This is a genomic window from Streptomyces sp. NPDC042259, assembly GCF_055582085.1.
On sequence record NZ_JBVJDW010000002.1, the window covers coordinates 49300 to 70574 of the forward strand.

The 21275-nt window shown below is 71.3% G+C and carries 20 protein-coding genes; 7 read left to right on the forward strand and 13 right to left on the reverse strand.

Annotation, left to right across the window (positions count from 1 at the left end; genetic code table 11):
- Positions 1 to 14: 14 nt before the first annotated feature.
- From ACZ6MA_RS05450 to ACZ6MA_RS05465, 4 genes are all read right to left on the reverse strand, one after another.
- Positions 15 to 1559 carry an AMP-binding protein gene (locus ACZ6MA_RS05450; RefSeq protein ID WP_469431286.1) on the reverse strand — a complete coding sequence of 515 codons (1545 nt, stop codon included), beginning with the start codon at positions 1557 to 1559 and terminating at the stop codon, positions 15 to 17.
- A 104-nt stretch (positions 1560 to 1663) separates the two neighbouring features.
- Positions 1664 to 2551, reverse strand: coding sequence for a LysR family transcriptional regulator (locus ACZ6MA_RS05455; protein ID WP_469431287.1), 888 nt, complete (start codon positions 2549 to 2551; stop codon positions 1664 to 1666).
- A 118-nt stretch (positions 2552 to 2669) separates the two neighbouring features.
- Positions 2670 to 3776, reverse strand: coding sequence for a serine hydrolase domain-containing protein (locus ACZ6MA_RS05460; RefSeq protein WP_469431289.1), 1107 nt, complete (start codon positions 3774 to 3776; stop codon positions 2670 to 2672).
- Positions 3777 to 4101: 325 nt separating this feature from the next.
- Complete coding sequence (locus ACZ6MA_RS05465) at positions 4102 to 4764, reverse strand: TetR/AcrR family transcriptional regulator (RefSeq protein WP_469431290.1); 663 nt, start codon at positions 4762 to 4764, stop codon at positions 4102 to 4104.
- Positions 4765 to 5088: 324 nt separating this feature from the next.
- On the opposite strand from ACZ6MA_RS05465, the gene ACZ6MA_RS05470 reads away from it, so the two are divergent.
- The 4 genes from ACZ6MA_RS05470 (at position 5089) to ACZ6MA_RS05485 (ending at position 12294) form a co-directional block, all read left to right on the forward strand.
- Entirely contained in the window at positions 5089 to 6669 is a 1581-nt protein-coding gene (locus tag ACZ6MA_RS05470) for an MDR family MFS transporter (RefSeq protein ID WP_469431291.1), read from the forward strand.
- Positions 6670 to 6978: 309 nt separating this feature from the next.
- Positions 6979 to 8352, forward strand: coding sequence for an NAD-dependent succinate-semialdehyde dehydrogenase (locus tag ACZ6MA_RS05475; RefSeq protein ID WP_469431293.1), 1374 nt, complete (start codon positions 6979 to 6981; stop codon positions 8350 to 8352).
- 331 nt (positions 8353 to 8683) lie between these two features.
- Positions 8684 to 10759 (forward strand): hypothetical protein, encoded by a 2076-nt coding sequence (locus ACZ6MA_RS05480; RefSeq protein ID WP_469431294.1) that lies wholly within the window; start codon positions 8684 to 8686, stop codon positions 10757 to 10759.
- Positions 10756 to 12294, forward strand: coding sequence for an ABC transporter substrate-binding protein (locus ACZ6MA_RS05485; RefSeq protein ID WP_469431295.1), 1539 nt, complete (start codon positions 10756 to 10758; stop codon positions 12292 to 12294). The genes ACZ6MA_RS05480 and ACZ6MA_RS05485 overlap by 4 nt, the downstream gene beginning before the upstream one ends.
- Before the next feature lie 40 nt (positions 12295 to 12334).
- Here the strand turns inward: ACZ6MA_RS05485 and ACZ6MA_RS05490 are convergent, their stop codons facing one another.
- Positions 12335 to 12739 (reverse strand): hypothetical protein, encoded by a 405-nt coding sequence (locus tag ACZ6MA_RS05490; protein WP_469431297.1) that lies wholly within the window; start codon positions 12737 to 12739, stop codon positions 12335 to 12337.
- Positions 12740 to 12929: 190 nt separating this feature from the next.
- Between ACZ6MA_RS05490 and ACZ6MA_RS05495 the strand changes: the two genes are divergently transcribed.
- The gene (locus ACZ6MA_RS05495; RefSeq protein WP_469431298.1) at positions 12930 to 14102 is read left to right on the forward strand and encodes an FUSC family protein; all 1173 of its coding nucleotides are present in this window, start codon (positions 12930 to 12932) and stop codon (positions 14100 to 14102) included.
- Positions 14103 to 14234: 132 nt separating this feature from the next.
- Here ACZ6MA_RS05495 and ACZ6MA_RS05500 read toward each other — a convergent pair whose 3' ends face one another.
- From ACZ6MA_RS05500 to ACZ6MA_RS05515, 4 genes are all read right to left on the reverse strand, one after another.
- Positions 14235 to 14501 carry a DUF4235 domain-containing protein gene (locus tag ACZ6MA_RS05500; protein ID WP_469431300.1) on the reverse strand — a complete coding sequence of 89 codons (267 nt, stop codon included), beginning with the start codon at positions 14499 to 14501 and terminating at the stop codon, positions 14235 to 14237.
- Complete coding sequence (locus ACZ6MA_RS05505) at positions 14498 to 14965, reverse strand: DUF3618 domain-containing protein (protein WP_469431301.1); 468 nt, start codon at positions 14963 to 14965, stop codon at positions 14498 to 14500. Before ACZ6MA_RS05505 ends, ACZ6MA_RS05500 begins: the two co-directional genes overlap by 4 nt.
- A complete protein-coding gene (locus ACZ6MA_RS05510; protein WP_469432252.1) occupies positions 14962 to 15372 on the reverse strand; it encodes a phage holin family protein in 411 nt (136 codons plus the stop codon). The genes ACZ6MA_RS05505 and ACZ6MA_RS05510 overlap by 4 nt, the downstream gene beginning before the upstream one ends.
- A gap of 183 nt (positions 15373 to 15555) precedes the next feature.
- Entirely contained in the window at positions 15556 to 16194 is a 639-nt protein-coding gene (locus ACZ6MA_RS05515; protein ID WP_469431303.1) for a phosphatase PAP2 family protein, read from the reverse strand.
- A 169-nt stretch (positions 16195 to 16363) separates the two neighbouring features.
- On the opposite strand from ACZ6MA_RS05515, the gene ACZ6MA_RS05520 reads away from it, so the two are divergent.
- Positions 16364 to 17119 (forward strand): SDR family oxidoreductase, encoded by a 756-nt coding sequence (locus tag ACZ6MA_RS05520; RefSeq protein WP_469431304.1) that lies wholly within the window; start codon positions 16364 to 16366, stop codon positions 17117 to 17119.
- A 26-nt stretch (positions 17120 to 17145) separates the two neighbouring features.
- On the opposite strand, the gene ACZ6MA_RS05525 is transcribed toward ACZ6MA_RS05520, so the two are convergent.
- Genes ACZ6MA_RS05525 through ACZ6MA_RS05535 form a run of 3 tightly spaced genes read right to left on the reverse strand, consistent with a single transcriptional unit; the run spans position 17146 to position 19773 of the window.
- Positions 17146 to 18159 (reverse strand): NAD(P)/FAD-dependent oxidoreductase, encoded by a 1014-nt coding sequence (locus ACZ6MA_RS05525; RefSeq protein ID WP_469431305.1) that lies wholly within the window; start codon positions 18157 to 18159, stop codon positions 17146 to 17148.
- Entirely contained in the window at positions 18156 to 18701 is a 546-nt protein-coding gene (locus tag ACZ6MA_RS05530) for an isoprenylcysteine carboxyl methyltransferase family protein (protein WP_469431307.1), read from the reverse strand. Before ACZ6MA_RS05530 ends, ACZ6MA_RS05525 begins: the two co-directional genes overlap by 4 nt.
- A gap of 10 nt (positions 18702 to 18711) precedes the next feature.
- A complete protein-coding gene (locus ACZ6MA_RS05535) occupies positions 18712 to 19773 on the reverse strand; it encodes a type III polyketide synthase (protein WP_469431308.1) in 1062 nt (353 codons plus the stop codon).
- A 134-nt stretch (positions 19774 to 19907) separates the two neighbouring features.
- Here ACZ6MA_RS05535 and ACZ6MA_RS05540 point away from each other — a divergent pair, with 134 nt between their 5' ends.
- Positions 19908 to 20774, forward strand: coding sequence for a UbiA family prenyltransferase (locus ACZ6MA_RS05540; protein ID WP_469431310.1), 867 nt, complete (start codon positions 19908 to 19910; stop codon positions 20772 to 20774).
- Between the two features lie 82 nt (positions 20775 to 20856).
- Here the strand turns inward: ACZ6MA_RS05540 and ACZ6MA_RS05545 are convergent, their stop codons facing one another.
- On the reverse strand, positions 20857 to 21252 hold the full coding sequence (locus ACZ6MA_RS05545; RefSeq protein ID WP_469431311.1) for a rodlin: 396 nt from the start codon (positions 21250 to 21252) through the stop codon (positions 20857 to 20859).
- Between the last annotated feature and the right edge of the window lie 23 nt (positions 21253 to 21275).

Here is a 21275-nt window from a genome sequence, read left to right on the forward strand (position 1 = left end):
GCCGTCGGCGCGCCTCAGCCGGTCAGCCGGGACTCCAGCAGCCGCCTGTCCGGCTTGCCCGCCCCCGTCAGCGGGAGGGCGGACATCAGGTGCAGGGCGTCGGGCGCATAGAGGCGTCCCTTGCGGGCGGTGACGAAGGCCCGGATCTCCTCCAGCGAGGGCCGCTGTCCGGCGGCCGGCACCACGGCGGCGTGGACGTGTTCCACCGACTCCCGGTCCCGGCTGCCGAAGACCACGCACTGGGCGACGGCGGGGTGGCTGAGCAGCAGGTCCTCCAGCTCCGCGGGGTAGACGTGGCCGCCCACGACGACGATCATCTCCTTGATCCGGTCCACGATGTAGAGGTAGCCGTCCTCGTCGAGGTAGCCGACGTCACCGGTGTGCACCCAGCCGTCCCGCAACACCTGGGCGGTCAGCTCCGGTTGCTTCCAGTAGCCGGGCATCACGTAGGGCGAGCGCACCCGCACTTCGCCGCGCTCCCCGGCCGGCAGGGTGGTGCCGTCGGCGTCCCGGATCGCGATCTCCACCCCGGGCAGGGCCCGGCCGACCGTCGGATGCCCGCCGCGGCCGGTCAGCTCCTGCTCCCCGGGCCCCGCTTCGGTGATGGACTGCGTTTCGGCCTGCCCGTACCAGCCGTACAGGACGGGCCCCAGGGCCCGGGCCGCCTGCCGCAGCCTGGCCGCCGAGGCCGCGGTGCCGCCGTAGGTGACCCGGCTCAGGCTGGACAGATCGGTGCCGGCCAGGTCCGGGTGGTCCAGTAGCCGGTAGAGCAGCGGCGGCAGCAGCCAGGTGTGGGTGATGCGCTCGCGTTCGATCGCGGCCAGCACGTCACCGGGCTCGAAGCCGTGCCGCAGGACCACCGAGCCGCCCTGGTAGAGCGTGACGTCCGTGAGGATTCCGGCGAGGTGGGCGAGTGAGGTGCAGGCCAGAAAGCGGGCCGGTTCGCCGGCGTCGGTGAGCCGGAGGTCCAGACCCTGCCGGTAGGAGTCGTGGGTCATCCGGATGCCCTTGGGGATGCCGGTGGTTCCGCCGGTGTGCCGGACGCACCAGTCGTCCTCGGGACCGACCAGGCCGCCGACCGGCCGTGCCGGGCGGCGGGCGGCGGCGGCCATTACGTCCTCGGCGAAGTCGCTCGGCCCCAGGGAGAGCACCCGGGGAACATTGGTGAGCGGCAGCAGTTCCCCGGCGGTGGTGTGCCGCCGGTTGTCCACCAGCAGGAAGGAGCAGTCCACGCTCGCCATGATGTGGGCCATGGTGGAAGGGCTCGTGCCTTCGTAGAGGCTGACCACCCGGGCACCGGCCAGATTGGCGGCGTAGCGGGCGACGAGCGCTTCGGCGGTGTTGCCGGTGAGCAGGGTGACGGTGGTGCCGCGGCCCACCCCCTGCTCCGCGAGTTCTCCGGTGAGCCGGTAGATCCGGTCCCGGAACTCCGCGCCGCTGATCACCAGCCCCTCGGCGGTGGTGAGGACCGGCCGCCCCGGCTCGACGGACAGCACATCGAGGACGGCTTCCACGTAACAGCGGAAATCTCCGTCCGTAGTGGCGTGGCGCTGGCTCATCGCTGTTCTCCCTTGCCGGAATCCCGGTCTTGTCAGAAGCCGGTGGTCTCCGCTGACGCTAGTGCCGCCCGCTCATGCCTTCCACGACCGGTTTCGCCATATGCTCATGCCTCCGGAGGCATGATTCGCTCCATGGCCAGCCCGCGGAATTCCAGGGCGGCGGGCGAGAGATGGGCGTCCTGACGCCACACCAGGGTCAGCGTCCGGTGGCAGTCCGGGGCGTCCAGCCGCAGCCAGACCACCGGGCTGCGTTCGCCGAGGGTCCGCCGGGCGACGGCCGGCATCAGGCCGATGCCCAGCCCGGTGCCGATCAGTTCCGAGGTGGCGGCGGCTTCGTCACCCTCGCAGACCACCCGCGGGACAAGCCCTTCGCGGGCGAAAAGGCGTTCCAGCAGGGCGCGTTGCCAGTGGCCGGAGCTCGTACTGACGAACTCCTCGCCGGCCAGCTCGGCCACCGTGACGTGTTCCCGGTCGGCCAGCGGATGCCCGGGCGGCACGGCCAACAGCACCTCCTCCCGTGCCAGCTCCACCGAGCACAGTCCGGGCCCGGCCAACGGCTGGGAGGCGAGCGCGAAGTCCACCTCGGCGCGGCGCAGATGACGCAGCATTGCGTCCACGGGAGCCTGGAACAGCCGCACTTTCACCCCGGGGCGACGCGCACGGAAGGCGGGCAGTACCACCGCCAGCTGCACCAGGGTCTCGGCGGCGACGGCCACCCGGCCCGGCCCGTCACCGGCGGCATCGGCCATCTCCCGGCGGGCGTCGTCCAGCTCGGCCAGTGCCCGCTCGACCCGTCGCAGGAACGCCGCGCCGTGCTCGTTGAGGCGTATCCGCCGCCCTTGACGGTCGAATAGCGGAATACCTAGCTCCGATTCCAGCCGGATGATGGTCCGGCTCACCGACGGCTGGGCGACGCGGAGTTCCTCGGCGGCCCGGCTGATGTGCTGGTGACGGGCCACGGCCTGGAAATAGCGCAGGGAAAGAAGATCCATGGCCGTAGTCTCGCCGGATACCTCCGGGGGCTTGAAGTGGCCGGCCTCGGCCACCAGCTCGTCCGGCGCTTGAGGACACGTCACAGCAGCCCGTCCGGCGCTTGAGGACACCGCGCAGTCAGCGGCACAAGGCCCTGTCCACGATCCGCTCGACACGCTTCATGGGGGTCTTGTCGCTCGGCTGAAGGGTCACCGCGACGTTCGCGGCGCGGCCGTCACCGGTGGCGCCACCCCGGGTCTCGTAGCCGGTCGTGCTGCCGCCGTGGCCCCAGTAGACGCCGCCGCACGACAGTGGTGTGCTCACGAGCCCCAGTCCGTAGCGGGCACCGGAGGCGAAGGGGAATCCGGCGGGGACGGTGGTGCGCATCTGGGCGAGCTGGGCCTTCGGGAGGAGACGGCCGGGGGTCAGGAGGGCGGTGAAGAACCGGTTGAGGTCGGAGTTGGTGGAGATCATCTGACCTGCCGCCCATCCCCAGGAGGGGTCCATTTCCGTGCCGTCACGCAGCGGCCCGTCCGCTGTCTCCTGGTAGTAACCCTTGGGGTGGGGCTCTCGGATGGTCACGTCATGAGGGGCGGGGAAGTAGGTGTGGCGCAGCCCGGCGCGTTGGATGACGCGCCGGTCGATCTCCTCGGCGACGGTGCGGTGGGTGACCTTCTGGATGATCAGCCCGGCCAGTACGTAGTTCGTGTTGCTGTACTTCCACTTCCCGCCGGGGTCGAATTCGGCCTTGTGCCGGAGAGCGATGCGGAGGAGTTCGCCCGGTGCGTAGTACCGGATGTCGTCGCCGAGGTGGGGGACGTAGTCGGGAAGCCCGCTGGTGTGCTGCAGGAGGTGACGGACCGTGATGAGGTTTCCGTCGATCCCCTCCCCGCGTACGAGGCCCGGAAGGTAGTCGTCGACGTGGGCGTCGAGGTCGACCTTCCCTTCGCCGACCAGTTGCAGCATGACCACCGCGGTGAACGTCTTGGTGTTGCTGCCGATCCGCACCTGACCGTCCTTGGGCACCGCCGAGCCGGTGGCCAGGTCCCCGACCCCTGCGGTGTAGGTATGGGTGCGGCCGTCGCGGTCCGTGACGTCGGCCAGCGCGGCGGGCAGGCCGTCGGAGTGGACCAGCGCGTTCAGGCCCTGCCGGACGGTGTCAGGCCCGGTGGCGGCGAACGCCGCGGGCGGCGCCAGGGCACCCGCCGTCAGCACGCCGACGGCCACCGCGGCCGCGACCGGCACGGCTCTGCGCCGGCCGCCCCGCCCCCTGTGAGAACGGAACCTCTGCCATGCCTGCTCGCGCACGAGTCAACTCCCGGGGAATCGCTGGGACACCGGCGGTGGTGCCGGGCCCAGCATGTCCGGAGGCGGCCGCCTGGGACGATCCGGCTACCCGCCCGGCCCCGGGTGGGGCTAACCCCCGGCGCCGCGGTCGGGGTGGATGTCACCGATGAGGCACGTGGAAGTCAGGATCAGAGCGAAGGGTCGTACGGTGGGTGCCTCCAGGGCACCCCGGCCGGCTCCGGACCGCGGCCCGCGCCGGTGCGGCGCCGGGGAGAGTCGGTGCTCACCGGCCGTCTCGTTCCGCGGCGAGGAAGCCCTGGTCCAGCGTGCGGCAGGCTTCCTCCAGGTACCGTTCGCGCTCCGCCTTGTCCGTGCCGGCGGTGGTGTGCGCCATCACTCTGAGGGCGGCGGTCACGGTGGCCGCGCTGAGCTGCACGGTGTAGGAGTCCTCGGGCAGGCCACGGCGTCGCGCGATGCCCGAGGCGATGGCGTGGACGAACCGGGCGTACATCTGGGTCGCCTGCGGGTGCAGACCGGGATTGCGGCAGGTGACCTCGCGAACGATGTCGGCGTAGCCGCCCTCGCTGGCCTCGAAGACCGTGGCCGCCAAGGCGCGGAGCGCGGCGCATACGGCGCTCTCGGACGGCGGCCTGGCCATGATCATTTCGATGAAGCGCGCGTCGTCCGTCTCGTCCCAGGCCAAGAACACCTCGTCCTTGGTCGCGAAGTGGTTGAAGAAGGTGCGCCGGGACACGCCCGCCTCGGCGCAGATCGCGTCGACGGTGACGTGGGCCGGCCCGTGCGACCGGAGCAGCACGTGGGCGGCTTCCCGCAGGCGCGCCCTCGTCGCCCGCTTCCGCCACTCGCGCTGGCCCGTTCCCTGGTCGTGCCGCTCGCTCACCGCCGCGTCCTCACTCTCTACTCTCTTCGCATCGTCGCCCGTCATCAGTGAGTCCCCGCAGCTCATGCTGTTCCGAAGGCCGTGATATTGCACTCGGTGCACTGTCCAGGCTACAGTCAAACGGAAGAGTGCAATGAGTGCAACCACTGAGTGCGGTCGGTGCGCCGACCGCACCGCTCCCCTTACATCGCGGAAATCGGCACGCGGCGGGCCGCGCACCCGGGCCCCCGCGGTACGAGGCCACCCGGCCACCCCGGCTTACGGCGCGGTACCGCACCGCACGGGCAACCCGACAGCGTATAACCGAAGTTCGACGGACATCGCGCCCTGGCGCTCGACCGGGCACCAAGCAAGTAGGAGATTCAAAGGATGAGGACGTCGCAAACAGAAGCGGCTCCAGCAGGCATACCGGAGCAGAGCGGGAGCAAGGGCGGCAAGAAGCCCGCCAGCGTGCGCACGGTGCTGTTCGCGCTCATGATCGCGATGCTGCTCGCCATGCTCGACAACATGATCGTCGGCACCGCGATGCCGACGATCGTCGGTGAACTGGGCGGAATGAGCCACCTGTCCTGGGTGGTGACCTCCTACACCCTGGCCACCGCGGCCTCGACCCCGATCTGGGGCAAGCTCGGCGACATGTACGGGCGCAAGGGCGTCTTCCTCACGTCCATCGTGATCTTCCTGATCGGCTCCGGGCTGTCCGGCATGGCTCAGGACATGGGCCAGCTCATCGGCTTCCGCGCGGTTCAGGGCCTGGGCGCGGGCGGTCTGATGGTCGGCGTCATGGCGATCATCGGCGATCTGGTCCCGCCCCGGGAGCGCGGCAAGTACCAGGGCATGATGGCCGGCGTCATGGCCGTCGCGATGATCGGCGGGCCCCTGGCCGGCGGTGCGATCACCGACCACATGGGCTGGCGCTGGAGCTTCTACATCAACCTGCCGCTCGGCGCGATCGCGCTGATCGCGATCACCGCCGTCCTCCACCTGCCGAAGAAGCGCTCGCAGGCCCGCGTGGACTACGTGGGCGCCGCGCTGCTGACCGTCGGCATCACCTCGCTGGTCCTGATGACCACGTGGGGCGGGACCGAGTACGCCTGGGCGTCGGCGCAGATCATCGGGCTCGGCGCGCTGGCCCTCGTCGCCATCGCGGCCTTCGTCTTCGTCGAGCGCAAGGTCAGCGAGCCGGTCCTGCCGCTGCACATCTTCCGCAACCGCAACTTCTCACTCATCACCGTCGTCGGTTTCCTCGTCGGCTTCGCGATGTTCGGTGCGATGACCTTCCTGCCGCTGTACCAGCAGGCCGTGCAGGGTGCCTCGGCCACCAACTCCGGGTTGCTGCTCCTGCCCATGCTGGGCTCGATGATGGCCGTCTCGCTGGTCGCGGGCCGCTACACGACCCAGACCGGCAAGTACAAGATCCTCGTGGTCGGCGGCGCCGCGCTGATGACCGCCGGACTGGGGCTGCTGTCCCTGATGGACACCGGCACCACGCGCTTCACCTCGGGGGCCTACATGGCGGTGCTCGGCGCCGGCATGGGCTGTCTGATGCAGACCTCCATGCTGATCGCGCAGAACAGCGTCGAGATGAAGGACATCGGCGTCGGTTCCTCGTCGTCCACCCTCTTCCGCACGATCGGCGGTTCCGTCGGTGTCGCGGTCTTCGGTGCTATCTTCACCAACAAGGTCCAGGACGTGATGCGGGAGCGGGCCGGTGACGGCGGTGCCGCGATGGGCAACGCCCAGCTCGATCCCAAGAGCCTGGACAAGCTGCCGGCCATGGTCAAGGACGCGTATATGCACGCGGTTTCCAGCGGCACCCACCTGGTCTTCGTCTGGGGCGCGGCAATCAGCGTCCTCGGCTTCGTGCTGGCCTGGTTCCTCAAGGAGACCCCGCTGCGCGGAGGCCCCGCCGCTCCGTCGGAGCAGTCGGCGGGAGCGGAGTCCGTCTGATCCGGCGGCCCCTGGCCGAGCGGCCCCCGGCGTACGCGCGAAGAGCGACGTACGCCGGGGGCCGCCGCCATACAGGGGGCGAGCACGTCGTCCGGCGCCCGGGCGGGAGCCGCTCAGCCCTCCGCCGAGGCCGGCTCCACCCGCCTCGGCCAAACGCCGCCAATGCGTATGAATTACCTGTGTCGGTTCGGGTAGTCGCACCCTCAAGATCGGCTGGGAGGCGCTGTGACGCGTTCTCCCGCCGTCCCACGAGCCAAGCGACTGCTGTCCCCTGCCTCATCGCGGGAGGGGACAGGAAAGGATCACTTGATGACTGCCTACCGGGTCACCAACCCTGCCACCGGCGAGACGCTCCGGGAATACCCGGAGGCGACCGGCGAGGACATCCGGCACGCCCTGGAACGCGCGGACGGCGCCTCCCCCGAGTTGCGCGCGCTCTCCCCTCAGGAGCGCGCCGCCGTCCTCGGCCGGGTGGCGGACCTCTACGACCGGCGCAGGAACGAACTCGCTGCCGTCATCACCGAGGAGATGGGCAAGCCCGTCACCCAGGCGCTCGGTGAGATCGACACCGTGATCTCCATCTACCGCTATTACGCCGAGAAGGGCCCCGGGTTCCTCACCGAGGAAGAGCTGGACGTGGCCTCCGGCGGCCGGACCGTCATCCAGAAGGAAGCGATCGGAACACTCCTCGGCATCATGCCGTGGAACTTTCCCTACTACCAGGTCGCGCGCTTCGCGGCCCCCAACTTGATGCTGGGCAACACCATCCTGCTCAAGCACGCCCCGCAGTGCCCCCGGTCGGCCCTGGAGATGGAGCGGGTCTTCATCGAGGCGGGCCTGCCGGACGGTGCGTACACCAACATCTTCGCGACCGACGAGCAGGTGGCGGATCTCATCGCCGACCCGCGCGTGCGCGGCGTTTCCTTGACCGGTTCGGAACGGGCCGGTGCGGCCGTGGCCGAGACGGCGGGCCGGCATCTGAAGAAGGTCGTACTGGAACTCGGCGGATCGGACCCCTTCCTGGTCCTCGACACCGACGACCTCGAGCGCGTGGTGCGCGACGCCCTCACCGGCCGCATGGGCAACGCCGGGCAGGCGTGCAACGCGGCCAAGCGCATCATCGTCCTCGACGAGCACTACGACGCGTTCGTGAAGCGGTTCACCGCGGCCGTCGCGGATCTGCGGCCGGGTGACCCCACCGACCCGGAGACCTTCATGGGGCCGCTGTCCTCGGAGAAGGCCGTTGAAACGCTCTCCGAGCAGGTGCGGGACGCGGTCTCCAAGGGGGCCACGGTGCTGACCGGCGGACGGCGCGTCGACCGGCCCGGCAGCTGGTTCGAGCCCACCGTCCTGACCGGCATCACCCCGGAGATGCGGGCGTACCAGGAGGAACTGTTCGGGCCGGTTGCCATGATCTACAAGGTGGGTTCGGAGGACGAAGCCGTGGCGTTCGCCAACAACAGCCCCTACGGTCTGAGCGCGTCCGTGCACACCGACGACGAACGGCAGGCACGACGGGTGGCCGAGCGGCTGGAGACCGGCATGGTGTTCATCAACGGCCCCGCCGGAACCGCCGCGCAACTGCCGTTCGGTGGTGTCAAGCGATCCGGCTTCGGCCGTGAGCTGGGCAAGTACGGCATGGAGGAATTCGCCAACCACAAGCTGATACGCGTCGTCCGCTGAGCACCGGCGCGACCGGCCCGGTGCGCACAGCGGCTGCCCCCGGTGTCCGGGCCGGCCGGTCCCCCGGCCGGCCCGGACACCCGGTCCGCTCCCGAGCCGCCCTTGCGCCCCCGCGATGGCAGTTCCGGTCCGTACATGCCCGGGAACCGATCGTTCCCACGGCACTGCGAGTCACAAATACGTAACTGACCGTGCGTCAATAGCGTTATCCCATCCACTCTCCAAGGAAGGCTCCTATCCTCCTTCCAGCGCAGCTCCGCATCATGGAGCTGGGTGACTGGGGGGATTCATGCCGAGGCTGTACGGGCGGGCGGCGTTATTGGAGACCGTTGTGCCCTCGTTGGTCGGGCTCACAGCGGACGGCAAGGGGCGCATCGGGGCACCGGGGCGGGGGTATCCGCTGCTGATCACGTGTGTCGGCGGGCGGGGCACGGGCAAGAGCGCCGTGCTGACGGCACTGTCGGAGCAGTACGCACAGCGGATACCCCAGGCCAGGGCCGATCTGGGCGCGCACGACTTCGGGCAGCCGGGGCTGGCGGCGTTGGCCGAGGACGACACGGCGAACGCCTCACGCACGTCGGACCTGCTCTTCTATCTCAACGACCGGCTGAGCCGGAAGCCGGCGCGGTTCGGCAAGCAGATGTGCTTACCGCGGCTGACCCAGGGATTGCTCGCGGTCAGCGGATGGCAGGCGGAGGGGGATGGCGGCCCCGGGCACGCGGTCAGCCCGGAGGAGCTGGCGGCCGCCAAACGACGGCTGGCGGAGCTGCTCAGAGCGAGCCAGCCGGACCAGCAACGGCGCAGGGACAAGGCGGCCGACTGGGTCAACGAGGTCATCGACGCGGTCGGGCCGCTGTCGGGGCTGCCGGCGGGCATGGACGCGATGGTGCGGGCCTTGATGCGGATCGTCGCGGCCGAGCTCTTCAGCCCTCGCGCCCACCGCGGCGGCCTGGCGTGGTGGGCCTCCCGGCACGTGAGCCAGCAGGGGGACGCCCACGACCAACTGACCGAACTGGCCATGAGGTTCCGGGGGGACCCCGAGGACCGGCAGTCGGCCGAGCGGCAACTGATCGCGGCCCTGCTTGCGGACATCGCGGATCACTACGGCTTTCTGCGGACGGCCAACGGCGTACCGCGCCCGCTGTTACTCTTCGACAACGCCCACAGCGCGCTGGGCCGCGTGTTCCTGAGGGAGCTGGTACGCGTCTGGCATGAGGAGGCGGCCGGGGCCCGGCGTCTGATGCGGCCGGTTGTCGTCACGACCGCGTTGCGGGACACCTCCTGGACGCGGGAGGCCGTGGGCATGCCGTCGACCCGGCGGGCGACCGGGTCCTTCTGGCGGGAGACCAGGCCCGCCGCGCCGGGTGACTGGATCGCCTCTCTCCCGCTCGTACCGTTGGAGCTCGACGAGATCAAGGAGATGTTCGAGGCGGACCACCCGCCCCTCGGCACCGCACGGCTGATCCTGCGGCTCAGCGGCGGGCGGGCGGGCATCGCCCACGCCCTGGTCAAAGCCGTGGTGCGACGTGTGCGACTCCACGAGAGGGTGAGTCTCGCCGCGCTCCTCGACACACCGGCCGCCGCCGATCCCGAGCGCACGGTGGGGACCGTGCTCCTGGAGCGGCTGGTGCCCGACGAGGTGGCCCGCGACCGGCTCGTCCACTACGCGCCGGCCCTCGACGACGCGGCGGCGCACCGGCTGAGCACGCACTACCCGCCGTCGGACCCCGGCGGTGTGCCCGTCCAGGAGAGCAGCGCGCATCTGCGGGACGACCAGTGGGCCCGGCTGCCGTGGCCCGGCCTCGACGGACCGTTCGTCGGCGACCCCACCCTGCGGCCCCTGCTGCTGCACGAGCTGAGCCGCCGCACGGGGCGGGCGGCCGGGGCCGAGCCATGGAAGAACATCCATCTGCGCCTCCGGTCGCTCTACGACCCGGGCGGCCAGGGGGCGGCGGCCCGCCGCCCCGACCCGAGGTATCTCCACCATTCGCTCGCTCTCGGCGAGGTGGACCTCGTCGTACGCGCCCTGCACCACCGGTTCACGGAACAGCGGGCTCCGGGCTGGCTCACGGTGGTGAACCTCGTCTGCGCGGCTCCGCGCCCACCGGATTCGCTGCCGGCGCCACCCCAGGGCATCGTGGCGTGCGCGGCCTGCGCGTCCGCCAACGACCCCGTCCATCAAGCCGTCGAGCTGTTGGTGAACCAGTTGTGGGTCCTGTCACAGCCGCTCGCCGTACCCCGGCCCGACATGATCAGCAGCATCGGGCTGCAATTGCTCACCCTCGCCCAGAACAGCGGCCCCGAGGCCCAGCGGGTCTTCTTCCGCGCCCACGAGGAGTGGCCGAAGGAACTGCGCCACTGGACCCAGGCACCCAACCTGCAGACATACGGGGAGTCCGGCACATGAAGCTGTTGCCCGAAGGAAGGCTCTACCGCGCTCTGCTGATCGGTGCGCTGGCCATCGCGCTCGGCCTCGGCGGTTATCTGGCCGTCACCCGTGTGATCGTCGACGATCCCTCGTGCGCGCCGGGGGTGGCGGAGCGCGGGACGGACAACGAGTGCGTCGGGGTCACCGACGGCAGATTCGCCTTCTCCGATTCGCTGAAACGGGTCTCCGGGCGCATCAAGGCCGAGAACGACAGTGTCGCCGGCAAGAAGCCGGCGACGATCGCCCTGATGATCCCCATGATCTCGGACAATCCGGCCGAGCAGCGCGAGTTCACCGAGCAGGTCCAAGGCGCCTATCTCGCCCAGTACCGGGCCAACCACGAGGGCAACGGGCAGCGGCCGCCCATCCGGCTGCTGCTCGCCAACCCCGGTCAGCGGTACGCGTTCTGGAAGCCGGTGGCCGAGCAGCTCGCCGCGGCGGCCACGTCGGCATCCGAGAACCTGCGGGCCGTCACCGGCATCAACATCAGCCTGCAGGAGACCGAGCAGGCCGTCGCCTACCTCACCCGGACCAAGGGCATTCCGGTGGTCGCCGGGCCCATGACCGCTGACGACATCATGAACACCGCGGCCAGGCCGCACGCCTATCCCGGTCTCGCCCGTATCGCCCCCAGCAATTCCGACCAGGCCTCCGCTCTCGCTTCTTTCGGGTCGGAGATCAAACCCGCCGAGGCCATGGTGGTGGAGGACATCCGGGAGGGCGACAATTATCTGTCCACCCTGCGCCAGACGTTCGAGCGGCTTTCCAAGGGGGCGCCCAACGCCCCGGAGACCTTCCGGTCCCCTCCCGACTTCAACGACGAGGGCAACCTGGCCAACGACTTCCACCAGATGGTGCCGGACATCTGTTCCTCCGACGCCAAGACCATCTACTTCGCCGGCCGGCCCGTGCAGCTGCGCCAGTTCCTGGTGGAACTGGGCAAGCGCAACTGTCACAAGCACTACACGGTCATCAGCGGCTCGCACGTCTCCACTCTGACCGTGGACAGGAATTTCCAGGACAAGTGGGGGTCGCTCACCGCGGGTTCCGGTATCACCGTGCGCTACGCGGCGCTGGCCCACCCGGACACCTGGGCGGGGCCGGAGAAGGCCGGCGGATCCAGGGCCGCGTACGAGGAACTCGCTTCCCTGGCGCGGAAGTTCGGTAACGAATCGGCCACCGGGATCGGTCCCACCTCGCTCTCGGACTCCCGCAGCATCATCACGTACGACTCCGTCACCACCGCCATCAGCGGGATCCGGAACGACACCGTCGGAAAGATCGAGCTGCCCACGCTGGGCGAGGTGGCGAACAGCTGGCTGCGGATGCACGGGGGCAACCGGGTCAACGGCGCCAGTGGTTGGATCTGTCTCGACCAGTACGGCAACCCGCACAACAAGGCCGTCGCCATCGTGCACCTGGACCCGGGCACCAAGTCCGCCGTCTTCGACCGCCTGGCGTGGCCCGACGGGCGCGCGCCGGACGCGAACTGTTCGATCCGTACGGGCGGCTGAGAACCCGCCGACCCTGCCGCGTACCGGCGTCTCTACCGTGTCACCACCGGTCGATGCCCATCACCTGTGCCGCGCTGTGGAGCGCGTGGTGGTGTGGAATCGACATGTCGGGCACCCGCTGCCTCGGTGGCAGGTGCCGGTCGAGCCCCCGGAACTCGTCACGCGCCGTGGCCAGCAGCCGGATACCGTAGCCGACCGGCACCGGGGCCTTCCCCGGCAGGGGCTGCGCTCTGGTCGCCGTCACGCTGCCGGCGTGGGACAGGATGTTCCGCGCCTGGTTGTACGCGGCCGGCTTGATCTTCTTGGGGTTCGCCACTGCCGCCCGGCCGACGGCCGCTGTGGGGGCGTCCGTCCCGCTCCAGGCGGCGGAGGCGGGGATCACGGCCACGGTGACCGCCGCGGCCGCCATCGCCGCGGCGATACCCGTCCGGAGGATGAACTTCATACGGCACCTCTCGTGCTCGACTCGTGCTTGGCCAGAGTTCCGGTTGTCGCGAGAGAAGCCTGCCCATTGACGGCGGCGGTGGCAAAGACCCTCCGTGGTTTTCTCGGCTGTGTCCCGCGCGCCGTCGGGCCCGCCCGGCGGGAGCGGCGTCCGCGGACATGGAACCGCGCTCACGTGGCACAGAGCATGTATGAGACAAGCAGTGGCAACGGCGGGATGGCGGCTTCGCGGCGAAGCGGCCGGGATCGGACGGTCGGTACGGCAGGCGTGGCGGGGGCCGGGCCGCGAACGGGACCTGACGGTGCTGGCCCTCAAGGCCACGCTCGCCGCGGTCCTGGCCTGGTCACTCGCTTCGTGGCTGCTGAAGAACACGCTCGCCCTCATGGCTCCGTGGGTCGCGGTCCTCCTGGTGCAGACCACGGTCTACCGCTCGCTCGCCCGGGCGGCCCAGCAGACGGTCGCCATCGCGGTGGGAACGGTGCTGGCGACCGTCGGCGGCATCGTCCTGGGCAACCCCGTGGCCGCCATGGCGGTCGTCCTGCCCGTCGCCCTGCTGATCGGCAACTGGCAGCACTTCGGCGATCAGGGCATCGCGGGCGCGACGTCCGCGCTGTTCACCCTGGCCGGAGGGGAATGGTCGGCGGGCATCGCGCTCGACCGGGTGCTGGCGGCGCTTTTGGGCGCGGCGGTCGGGGTGAGTGTCAACGCGCTCGTCCTGCCACCGGTGTATCTGCGGAGTGCGCACGAGTCGATCTGCGGAGTGGTCACCGAGTGCCGGAAGATCCTCGACATGATCGCCGACGGCGCGGGCGGCTCCTGGGGCCTGGAACAGGCTCTGGAGTGGCAGGAGCGGGTGCGCAGGCTGCCGCGGCTGCTCCGCGGGGTCCGCTCGGCGCTCGAGTGGAGTGAGGAGAGCACGCGTCTGCACCCCAGCCGCCGGCGGCTCGACCGGCTCAGGCCCTCGTACGAGGAAACACTGCACACGCTGGAGCATGTGGCGGACCATCTGCAGGGGCTCACCCGCACCCTGGTGGAAGCGGCGGATTCCGCCGCTGAGAACCCCATGCCGAACCCCGAGGTGATGCGGCCCTACACGTCGTTTCTCCACGAGGTCGCCGGGGCCCTGGACGCCTACGGACGCACGGTGACGGACGAGGACACCGAGGCCGCCCGGCGGGATCTGGAGAGCCGGCTGGGCGCGCTGGAGTCGACACACAGCGCCTTGCGCGGACGGCTGGCCGAACGCGCGCTGCCGGACACGGCCACGATCGAGCTGTTCGGATCGCTGCTCGCGGAGGCCCGTCGGCTCACCCGCCGGCTCCGGCCCACCGACACGGCCCCGGAGGAGCGGCCTCGTCAGTGAGACGGGGCGACGCGGCACATGAGGGTGGCCGTACAGCCGGTTGCTGTACGGCCACCCTCCCTGCCGTGGGCCCTTTCCGAGCGGTCGCCCGGGACCGTGCGGGTCCTGGGACCGTGTGGGGCGCTCCTCGTCTCAGCCGGGCCAGGTGCCGGTCAGGCGCCTGGTGGCGGTCGCGCCGCCGCGGTCGACCGCGGCCTTGACGACGGCGAAGATCGCGCCTTGCAGCGCGGATGCCAGCAGCACCTCACGCCAGGTGCGCTCTTCGTCCGTGGCGTCGGGGGCCTCCTCCTCGTGGCCGAGCGTCTTCCACGCCTTTCTGAACACCATTCCGGCGATCATGCCGCTGGCCGCTCCCAACAGGAGCCCCACCGGCTTGTAGGCGACCTTCGACGCCTTCACCGGTTCCTCCTGCCGCGCCGCACCCCGAGCCAGACGACGAGTGCGGCCGCTGTCGCGGCGAGCACCGGGCCGGGGTGCCGCCGTGAGGATTCGATGATCTGACCGGCCTTCTCCCCCACCGGCTCCGGAGCCTTCTGTGCGATCGTGGCCGCCGTGGTCCCAACGGCCTGCGAGATCTTGGTCCTTGCCACGGCGGCCTTCTCCCGGACCGGCTCGGGGGTCTTCTCCTGGGCGAGGCGGGCCCCTTGTGCCGCCTTCTCCTGAAGCTGGCCCTTCACCTGGGCGGCGGTGTCCTGCACCTGGGCCGTGACCGCCGCGGCCTTCCCCTTCACCTGGGCCTTCACGTCCGTCTTGGCTGCCAGTTCCTCCACGGTCCGCCCCAACTGCTCGCGGGTCGCCGCGGCCTGTTCGCGCAGCTCCTCGGGGGTGGCCGGGTCGTCGTTCTCCTGCGGCTTGCTGGTCATCGTTTCGCCTTCTCCTTGATTTCCGCGACGTCGGCCTTGACTCCGTCGATCGCCCGTTCGGGCGTCGGTGGGGTGCCCTGGCGCACCTGCTTCTTGCCGGCGACCGCCATCACCGCGGCGAGCGCGAGCAGGACGCCGGTGACGATCAGTGCCGATGCCCATACCGGCAGGGTGAGGGCGAGAGCGGCGATCGCGGTGGCCGCCAGCGCTTGCAGCGCGACGAACGCGACCACTCCCGCGCCGCCCAGCAGTCCGCCGCCGGTGCCGAACCGCTTGCCTTTCTGCCTCATTTCCGCCAGGGCCAGTTGCATCTCCTCGCGCACCAGCTGGGACAGCTGCTGGGACGCCCGGGAGACGAGTTCGCTCACCGAGTCCTCGGCGCGGCCACGCACGGGCCGGTCGGACACATCGTGATCAGCCGGGTTCTTCACCGTCACTCGCCCTTCCTGGCCCCGGGTTCGACCGCCCGGGAGTCGTATCGGGCTGTCATGGCCCACCTCCACTTGGTCGTGGCTCTCAGCGTTCACGCACCGTCTGCCCCGCGCCCGGTGGCCCACTCCCCGTTACCGCCATCGGAGCGGTGGGTGCGGTCACAGCACCGTGCGCAGGAGCAGTCGGGGCGCGCGGCGGACGAGCCAGGCGCAGCCGAGACCGATGGCCGCGCCGGCGACGACGTCGCTCGGGTAGTGCGCGCCGCTGTGCACCCGCTCCAGTGCCACCAGGGCCGCCGGTGCCGCGCATGCCGCCCCCGCCGCGGGCCAGGCCCCCGCCACGGCGGCGGTGAAGCCGACGGCGGCGGCGGTGTGACCGGAAGGGAAGGAGGAGCTGTCGGGCCTGTCGTAGACACCGTCATGTGGGATGAGGTGCTCCGGCGGCCTGCGGCGCTGGGACAGTTGTTTGCACAGGGCGTTGGACGCCAGCTCGGCGATCCCCATGCCCGCCAGGCCCGTCAGTGCCGCCTTCTTCCCCCGGTAGCCGCCTGGTCCGGCCATCAGCGCCGCGGCGCCCCACCACAGTTTGGTGTGCTCGGCCGCGTTTTCCACGGCCGGCAGGACGCGGCGGACGAACACGTTGTCCCAGGAGGCGATGTGGTGGGTGAGCCGTCGTTCCGCCGCCCGCCAGCCATGCGGCTCAGTCGGGGCCTCGCCGTGCTCCTCGTCCCGTGCGTTGTCTTCTTGATGTATCGGTGGGACTCCTGCTCGGCTCCCCCGCTTCGGTGTGCTCCCCATACCCAGCGAGTAACCACTCCGCCGGGTGCGAAACCGGTGAGTTGCCCCGGGCGGGAGCGAATCGCTTGCGTACAGGGCCTGGTGGGGCGGGGAATACCATGATCCATCAGGGCGCTGAGGCATGCGGATCACCTGTCCGCCGTTCTCACAGCACACGGAGCCGACCGTCATGAGTGAACAGCAGTCCCGCACCTCCGTCCCCGGGGCGGGGGCCCTCGAAGGACGCACCGTGGTCCTGATCGGTGGCGGCTCGGGCATCGGCCTGAGCGTCGCCCGTCACGCGGTCGCGGCCGGGTCCCATGTCGTTCTCGGCGGTCGCACGCCCGAGCGTCTGGCCGCCGCCGCGCGGGAGCTGGGCGGCCGGGTGACGTGGCGGGCCGTGGACACCACGGACCGCTCCTCACTCGCCTCGTTCTTCGCCGCACTCGATCGCGTCGACCACCTGTTCACCTCGGCGGCCTCCTACCGGGTGGGGCCCATGATGGAGTTGGACGACGACGACGCGGAGAGCCCGTTCGTCTCCAAGTTCTGGGGGCAGTACCACGCTGTCCGGTGCGCCGTGCCCAAGCTGGCCGAGGACGGGTCCGTGGTGTTGATGGCCGGTGCGGCGGGGGCACGTCCACCGGCTGCCGCGCCCGCCTACGCGGCCTGCAATTCCGCGATCGAGGGGCTGGGGCGTGGCCTGGCCGTGGAACTGGCACCGGTCCGGGTCAACGTGGTCTCCCCCGGCACGATCGACGGCAACCTCTGGGCCAACCGGCCGGCGGCGGACCGGGAGGCCGCGTTCGCGCAGTACCGCCGGGACACCGTCCTCGGCCGGCTCGGCACGGAGGACGAGATAGCCCAGAGCGTGACGTTCCTGTTCACCAACGGCTTCACGACCGGCTCGACCCTCTACCCGGACGGCGGTTACACCCTGCGCTGACCTGGCGGATGCCGTCGGCGGCGGGGTCATTGCAGGGCGTGGACGGCGGCGGAGAAGACGCGGGGCAGCCGGCCGGCCGCCGGGACGATCAGCCGGCCGGTGGCGGGGTGGCGGCAGGTGCGCAGCAGCGCTTCGGTCAGCAGTCGGTGACGTCTGGTCCGGCGGGCCCAGGCCGCTTCGTAGGCGCGCGGCCGGCCGGTGGCCAGACAGTGCACGGCCTCGCGCGCGGTCGCCATGGCGAGGGCGACGCCCTCGCCGGTCAGCGCGTCGACGTAGCCCGCGGCGTCCCCGACGAGCAGGACCCGGCCGGCCACTCTGCGGCGGACCCGCTGGCGCAGGGGGCCGGCGCCGCGCACCGTGCTGTCGGTGGGTGCGTCCAGCAGGGGCGCCAGGGCGGGAAAGGCCGTCAGATGGGCGTCGTAGCAGCGGCGTTCGTGGCTCAGCACGGCCACGCCCACCAGGTTCTCCGCGACGGGGGTGACATACGCTTCCCCGTGCCGTGACCAGTGGACTTCCACGAAGTCGGTCCATGGCGGGACGCGGTAGTGGCGGCGCAGTCCGTAGCGGGCGGGGCCGGCGGCGGGCAGTTCCAGGCCCAGGGCGCGCCGGAGCGGTGAGTGCAGCCCGTCCGCGGCGATCAGCCAGCGGGCGGTCAGGCCCGCGGTGGTCACGCTCTCGGCGCCTTGGCGGACCGTGTCGGCCCGGCCCTGGACGAACCGCACTCCCAGCTCGTTCGCCCGCCGGTGCAGCGCGGCGTGCAGGACGGTGCGCCGCACGCCGAGCCCGCCGCGTCGGGCGAACCGTGCCTGGGCACTGCGGGCGCCGTCGACGTACCGGATACCGCTCAGCGCGTATCCGGGCACCTCGACACCGAGCGTACGGAGCGCCGCGACGCCGGTGGGCATGATGCCTTCTCCGCAGGCCTTGTCCACGGGGGCCGGGCGGGGTTCGATCACCACGGCTTCGAAGCCGGCGAGCGCGGCGTGGATCGCGGCGGCGAGCCCGGCCGGTCCGCCGCCCGCCACCAGGACGTCGATCATGTGCGGTTCGCGGGCGCGGTGGCCGGGGCGGTGGAGGCCGCGGCGGTCAGGGCGGCGTCCTCGCAGCGGATACGCACGGCCAGCAGCCCGGAGTTGAGGACGGTGAAGGCGAGCGCGGTCACCCATGCCCCGTGGACCAGGGGCAGGGCCAGCCCTTCGGCGGCCACGGCCACGTAGTTGGGGTGGCGCAGCCACCGGTAGGGCCCGTCGGTCACGAGGGGCAGGCCGGGGACGACGATGACCCGGGTGTTCCACTGCCGGCCCAGTGCGTGGACGCACCACCAGCGCAGTGCCTGGGCCAGGGCGACGACGCCCAGCATGACCCAGCCGAGGACGGGCGGGAAGGGCCGGTGGGCCAGGGCGGTTTCCAGCAGGCAGGCGGCCAGCAGCCCGGTGTGCAGGGCGACCATCAGCGGGTAGTGGCGGCCGTCGGCCGCACGCGCGCCGCGGGCCCGGCTCCAGCGGGCGTTGCGGCGCGCGATGAACAGTTCGGCGAGGCGTTCGGCCGCGACGGCGAGCACGAGAGCGGTGTACCAGGTCATGGGTGGGTGCCTACCAACGCAGGAGGACGAGTTCGGAGCAGAAGCCCGGGCCCATGGCCAGGAGGAGTCCCGGGGATCCGGCGGGCGGGCGGCGTTCGGCGAGGGTGTCGCGCAGTACGTGGAGTACCGAGGCGGAGGACAGGTTGCCGACGTCTCGGAGGTGGCGCCGGGTGAGATCGAGGGCCCCCTCGGCGAGGTCGAGTGTCTCGGTGACGGCCTGGAGTATTTTCGGGCCGCCCGGGTGGCACACCCAGGCCGTGACGTCCTTGGGTTTGAGCCCGTGTTCGTCGAGGAAGTCGTGGACGTCGTCGGCGAGATGCTCGCGGACGACGTCCGGGACCGCCGGGTCGAGGACCACCCGGAAGCCGGAGGCGCCGATCTCCCAGCCCATGGCGTGCTCGGTGCCGGGATACAGACGGCTGCGCGTGGCCACGATCGCCGGCGCGGAGGGGCGGGGGTGGCGTCGGGAGCCGCAGGCCACGACGGCGGCGGCGCCGTCGCCGAACAGCCCGGAGGCGACGAGGTTGGCCATCGAGGGGTCGTCGCGCTGGAACGTGAGGGAGCAGAGTTCGACGGAGAGCAGCACGGCGACGTGGTCGGGCCAGCCGCGCAGGTAGTCGTGCAGCCGGGCGAGTCCGGCGGCGCCGGCGACACAGCCGAGTCCGAAGACCGGCAGTCGTTTGACGTCCTGGCGCAGCCCCAGCCGGTTGACGAGCCGGGCGTCGACGGAGGGGGTGGCCAGACCGGTGACCGAGGTGAACATCAGGATGTCGACGTCGGTGGGGCGCAGTCCGGCGGCACGCAGCGCGCCGCGTATCGCCCGGGCTCCCAGGTCGGTTGCCGACTCGATGAAGACGTCGTTGGTGGCTTTGAAGTCGTCCAGTCGGGCGTACTGGTCCAGAGGCAGCACCATCGGGCGGCTGCGGACGGTCGTACTGGCGTGGAGGCGGTCCAGGACGCGGCGGTCGTCTCCCGGGCGCAGGCAGAGTCCGGCGATGGCGTCGGTGATGTCCTGCTGGGGGTGGCGGTACGGGGCGAGGGCGCCGTGGACGGCTGCGATCGAGGTCGTCATGTATGTCCCGCCTTGAGGCTGTTGGTGGGGCCCGTGGGGCCATGGGTGACGAGTGCCCCATCGGTGCGGTTGTAGTACTCCGTATCGCCCGTCTGGAGGTCACGTGGCGTGGCACGGCGGCCTACGATCACCGGGTGGAGAGCGAGGAGCGGCTGCGACGGGGTGCCCCGGGCGCCCGGTGGGCGTGGTCGGCGGCGGCGCTGGCCGGGTCGTGTCACCTCGGGCCGGCGGTGGCGGTCACCGTGCTGGCCGCGGGCCTGGCCGTCTGCGCCGGGCATACGGGGCCGGGATGCGCGCTGATCGCGGCCGCGGTGCTGAGCGGGCAGTTGTCGGTCGGCTGGTGCAACGACGCCTTCGACGCGCGGCGTGATGCCGCCGCGGGCCGACGGAAGCCGGTCGCCGTCGGTGCGGTGCACCGGGGTGTGGTGTGGGCCGCCGCATACCTCGCGTTGGCGGTGTGCGCGGTGTTGTCACCCGCGTGCGGTCTGCTCGCCGGTCCGGTGCACCTGGCTGGGGTCGCGGCCGCATGGGCGTACAACCTGTGGCTCAAGGCCACGGTGTGGTCGTGGCTGCCGTATGCCGTGGGCTTCACGAGCCTGCCGGCCTTCGTCACGCTGAGTCTGCCGGTCCCGGCCTGGCCGGCCTGGTGGATCATGACGGCGGGTGCCCTGCTGGGGGTGGGGGCACACCTGGCCGACACGTTGCCGGACATCCCCGGCGACCTGGCGACCGGTGTGCGCGGACTGCCGCACCGGATGGGTGTCGCCGGGACGCGCTGGGCGCTGCCCGTCCCCTTGGTGGCCGCGACCGTCGTCCTGTCGCTCGGCCCGCCGGGGCCGCCCGGTGGTCCGGAGGTGGCGGCCCTGGTGGTGGCGTCGGCGGCCGCCGTAACGGGTGTGGCACTCGGCCGGCGTGGGGGCCGGGCACCGTTCGCGGCCGCGGTGGTGGTCGCGGCGGTGGATGTGGGGTTGCTGCTGTTCCGGGGCGGTGGCGTGGTCTGAAGCCCCCGGCCGGGTCGGCCGGGGGCTTACCCCGTAGGTCCGGTGTTCCGCCGGGCGGCTCCGCGCCCGGCGGAGCCGGCCGTCAGTGGTTGGCGGAACCGTTGCCGGACAGCAGCGGGATCTCCTCGACGAGGTGGGACAGTTGGTCGTCCCCGTCGCTGATCGTGGAGTTGTCGGCGCACTGCTGCTGTTGCTGCGAGGTGAGGACGGGGATGTCCTGGAGTCCGATGTTCACCAGCAGGGCGATCGACTGGATGCCGGCCTTCCCGACACCGAGGCACAGCTTGTTGAGCGTCCCCTGCACGGCGCTGATCTGCGGGCTTTGGTCGCCGCCGGTGACGGTGTTGCCGTACCCGGTCCGGGCGGCGTTGCCGTTCGCGGTGTCCCCGCCGTCGTTGCCGACCGCCAGCGCGGGAGCGGCGACGAGACCGGCTGCCGACGCCGTGAGGGCGGCCGTCGCGAGTACTCTCTTCAGCACGTCCGGTGACCTTTCGAGCGATG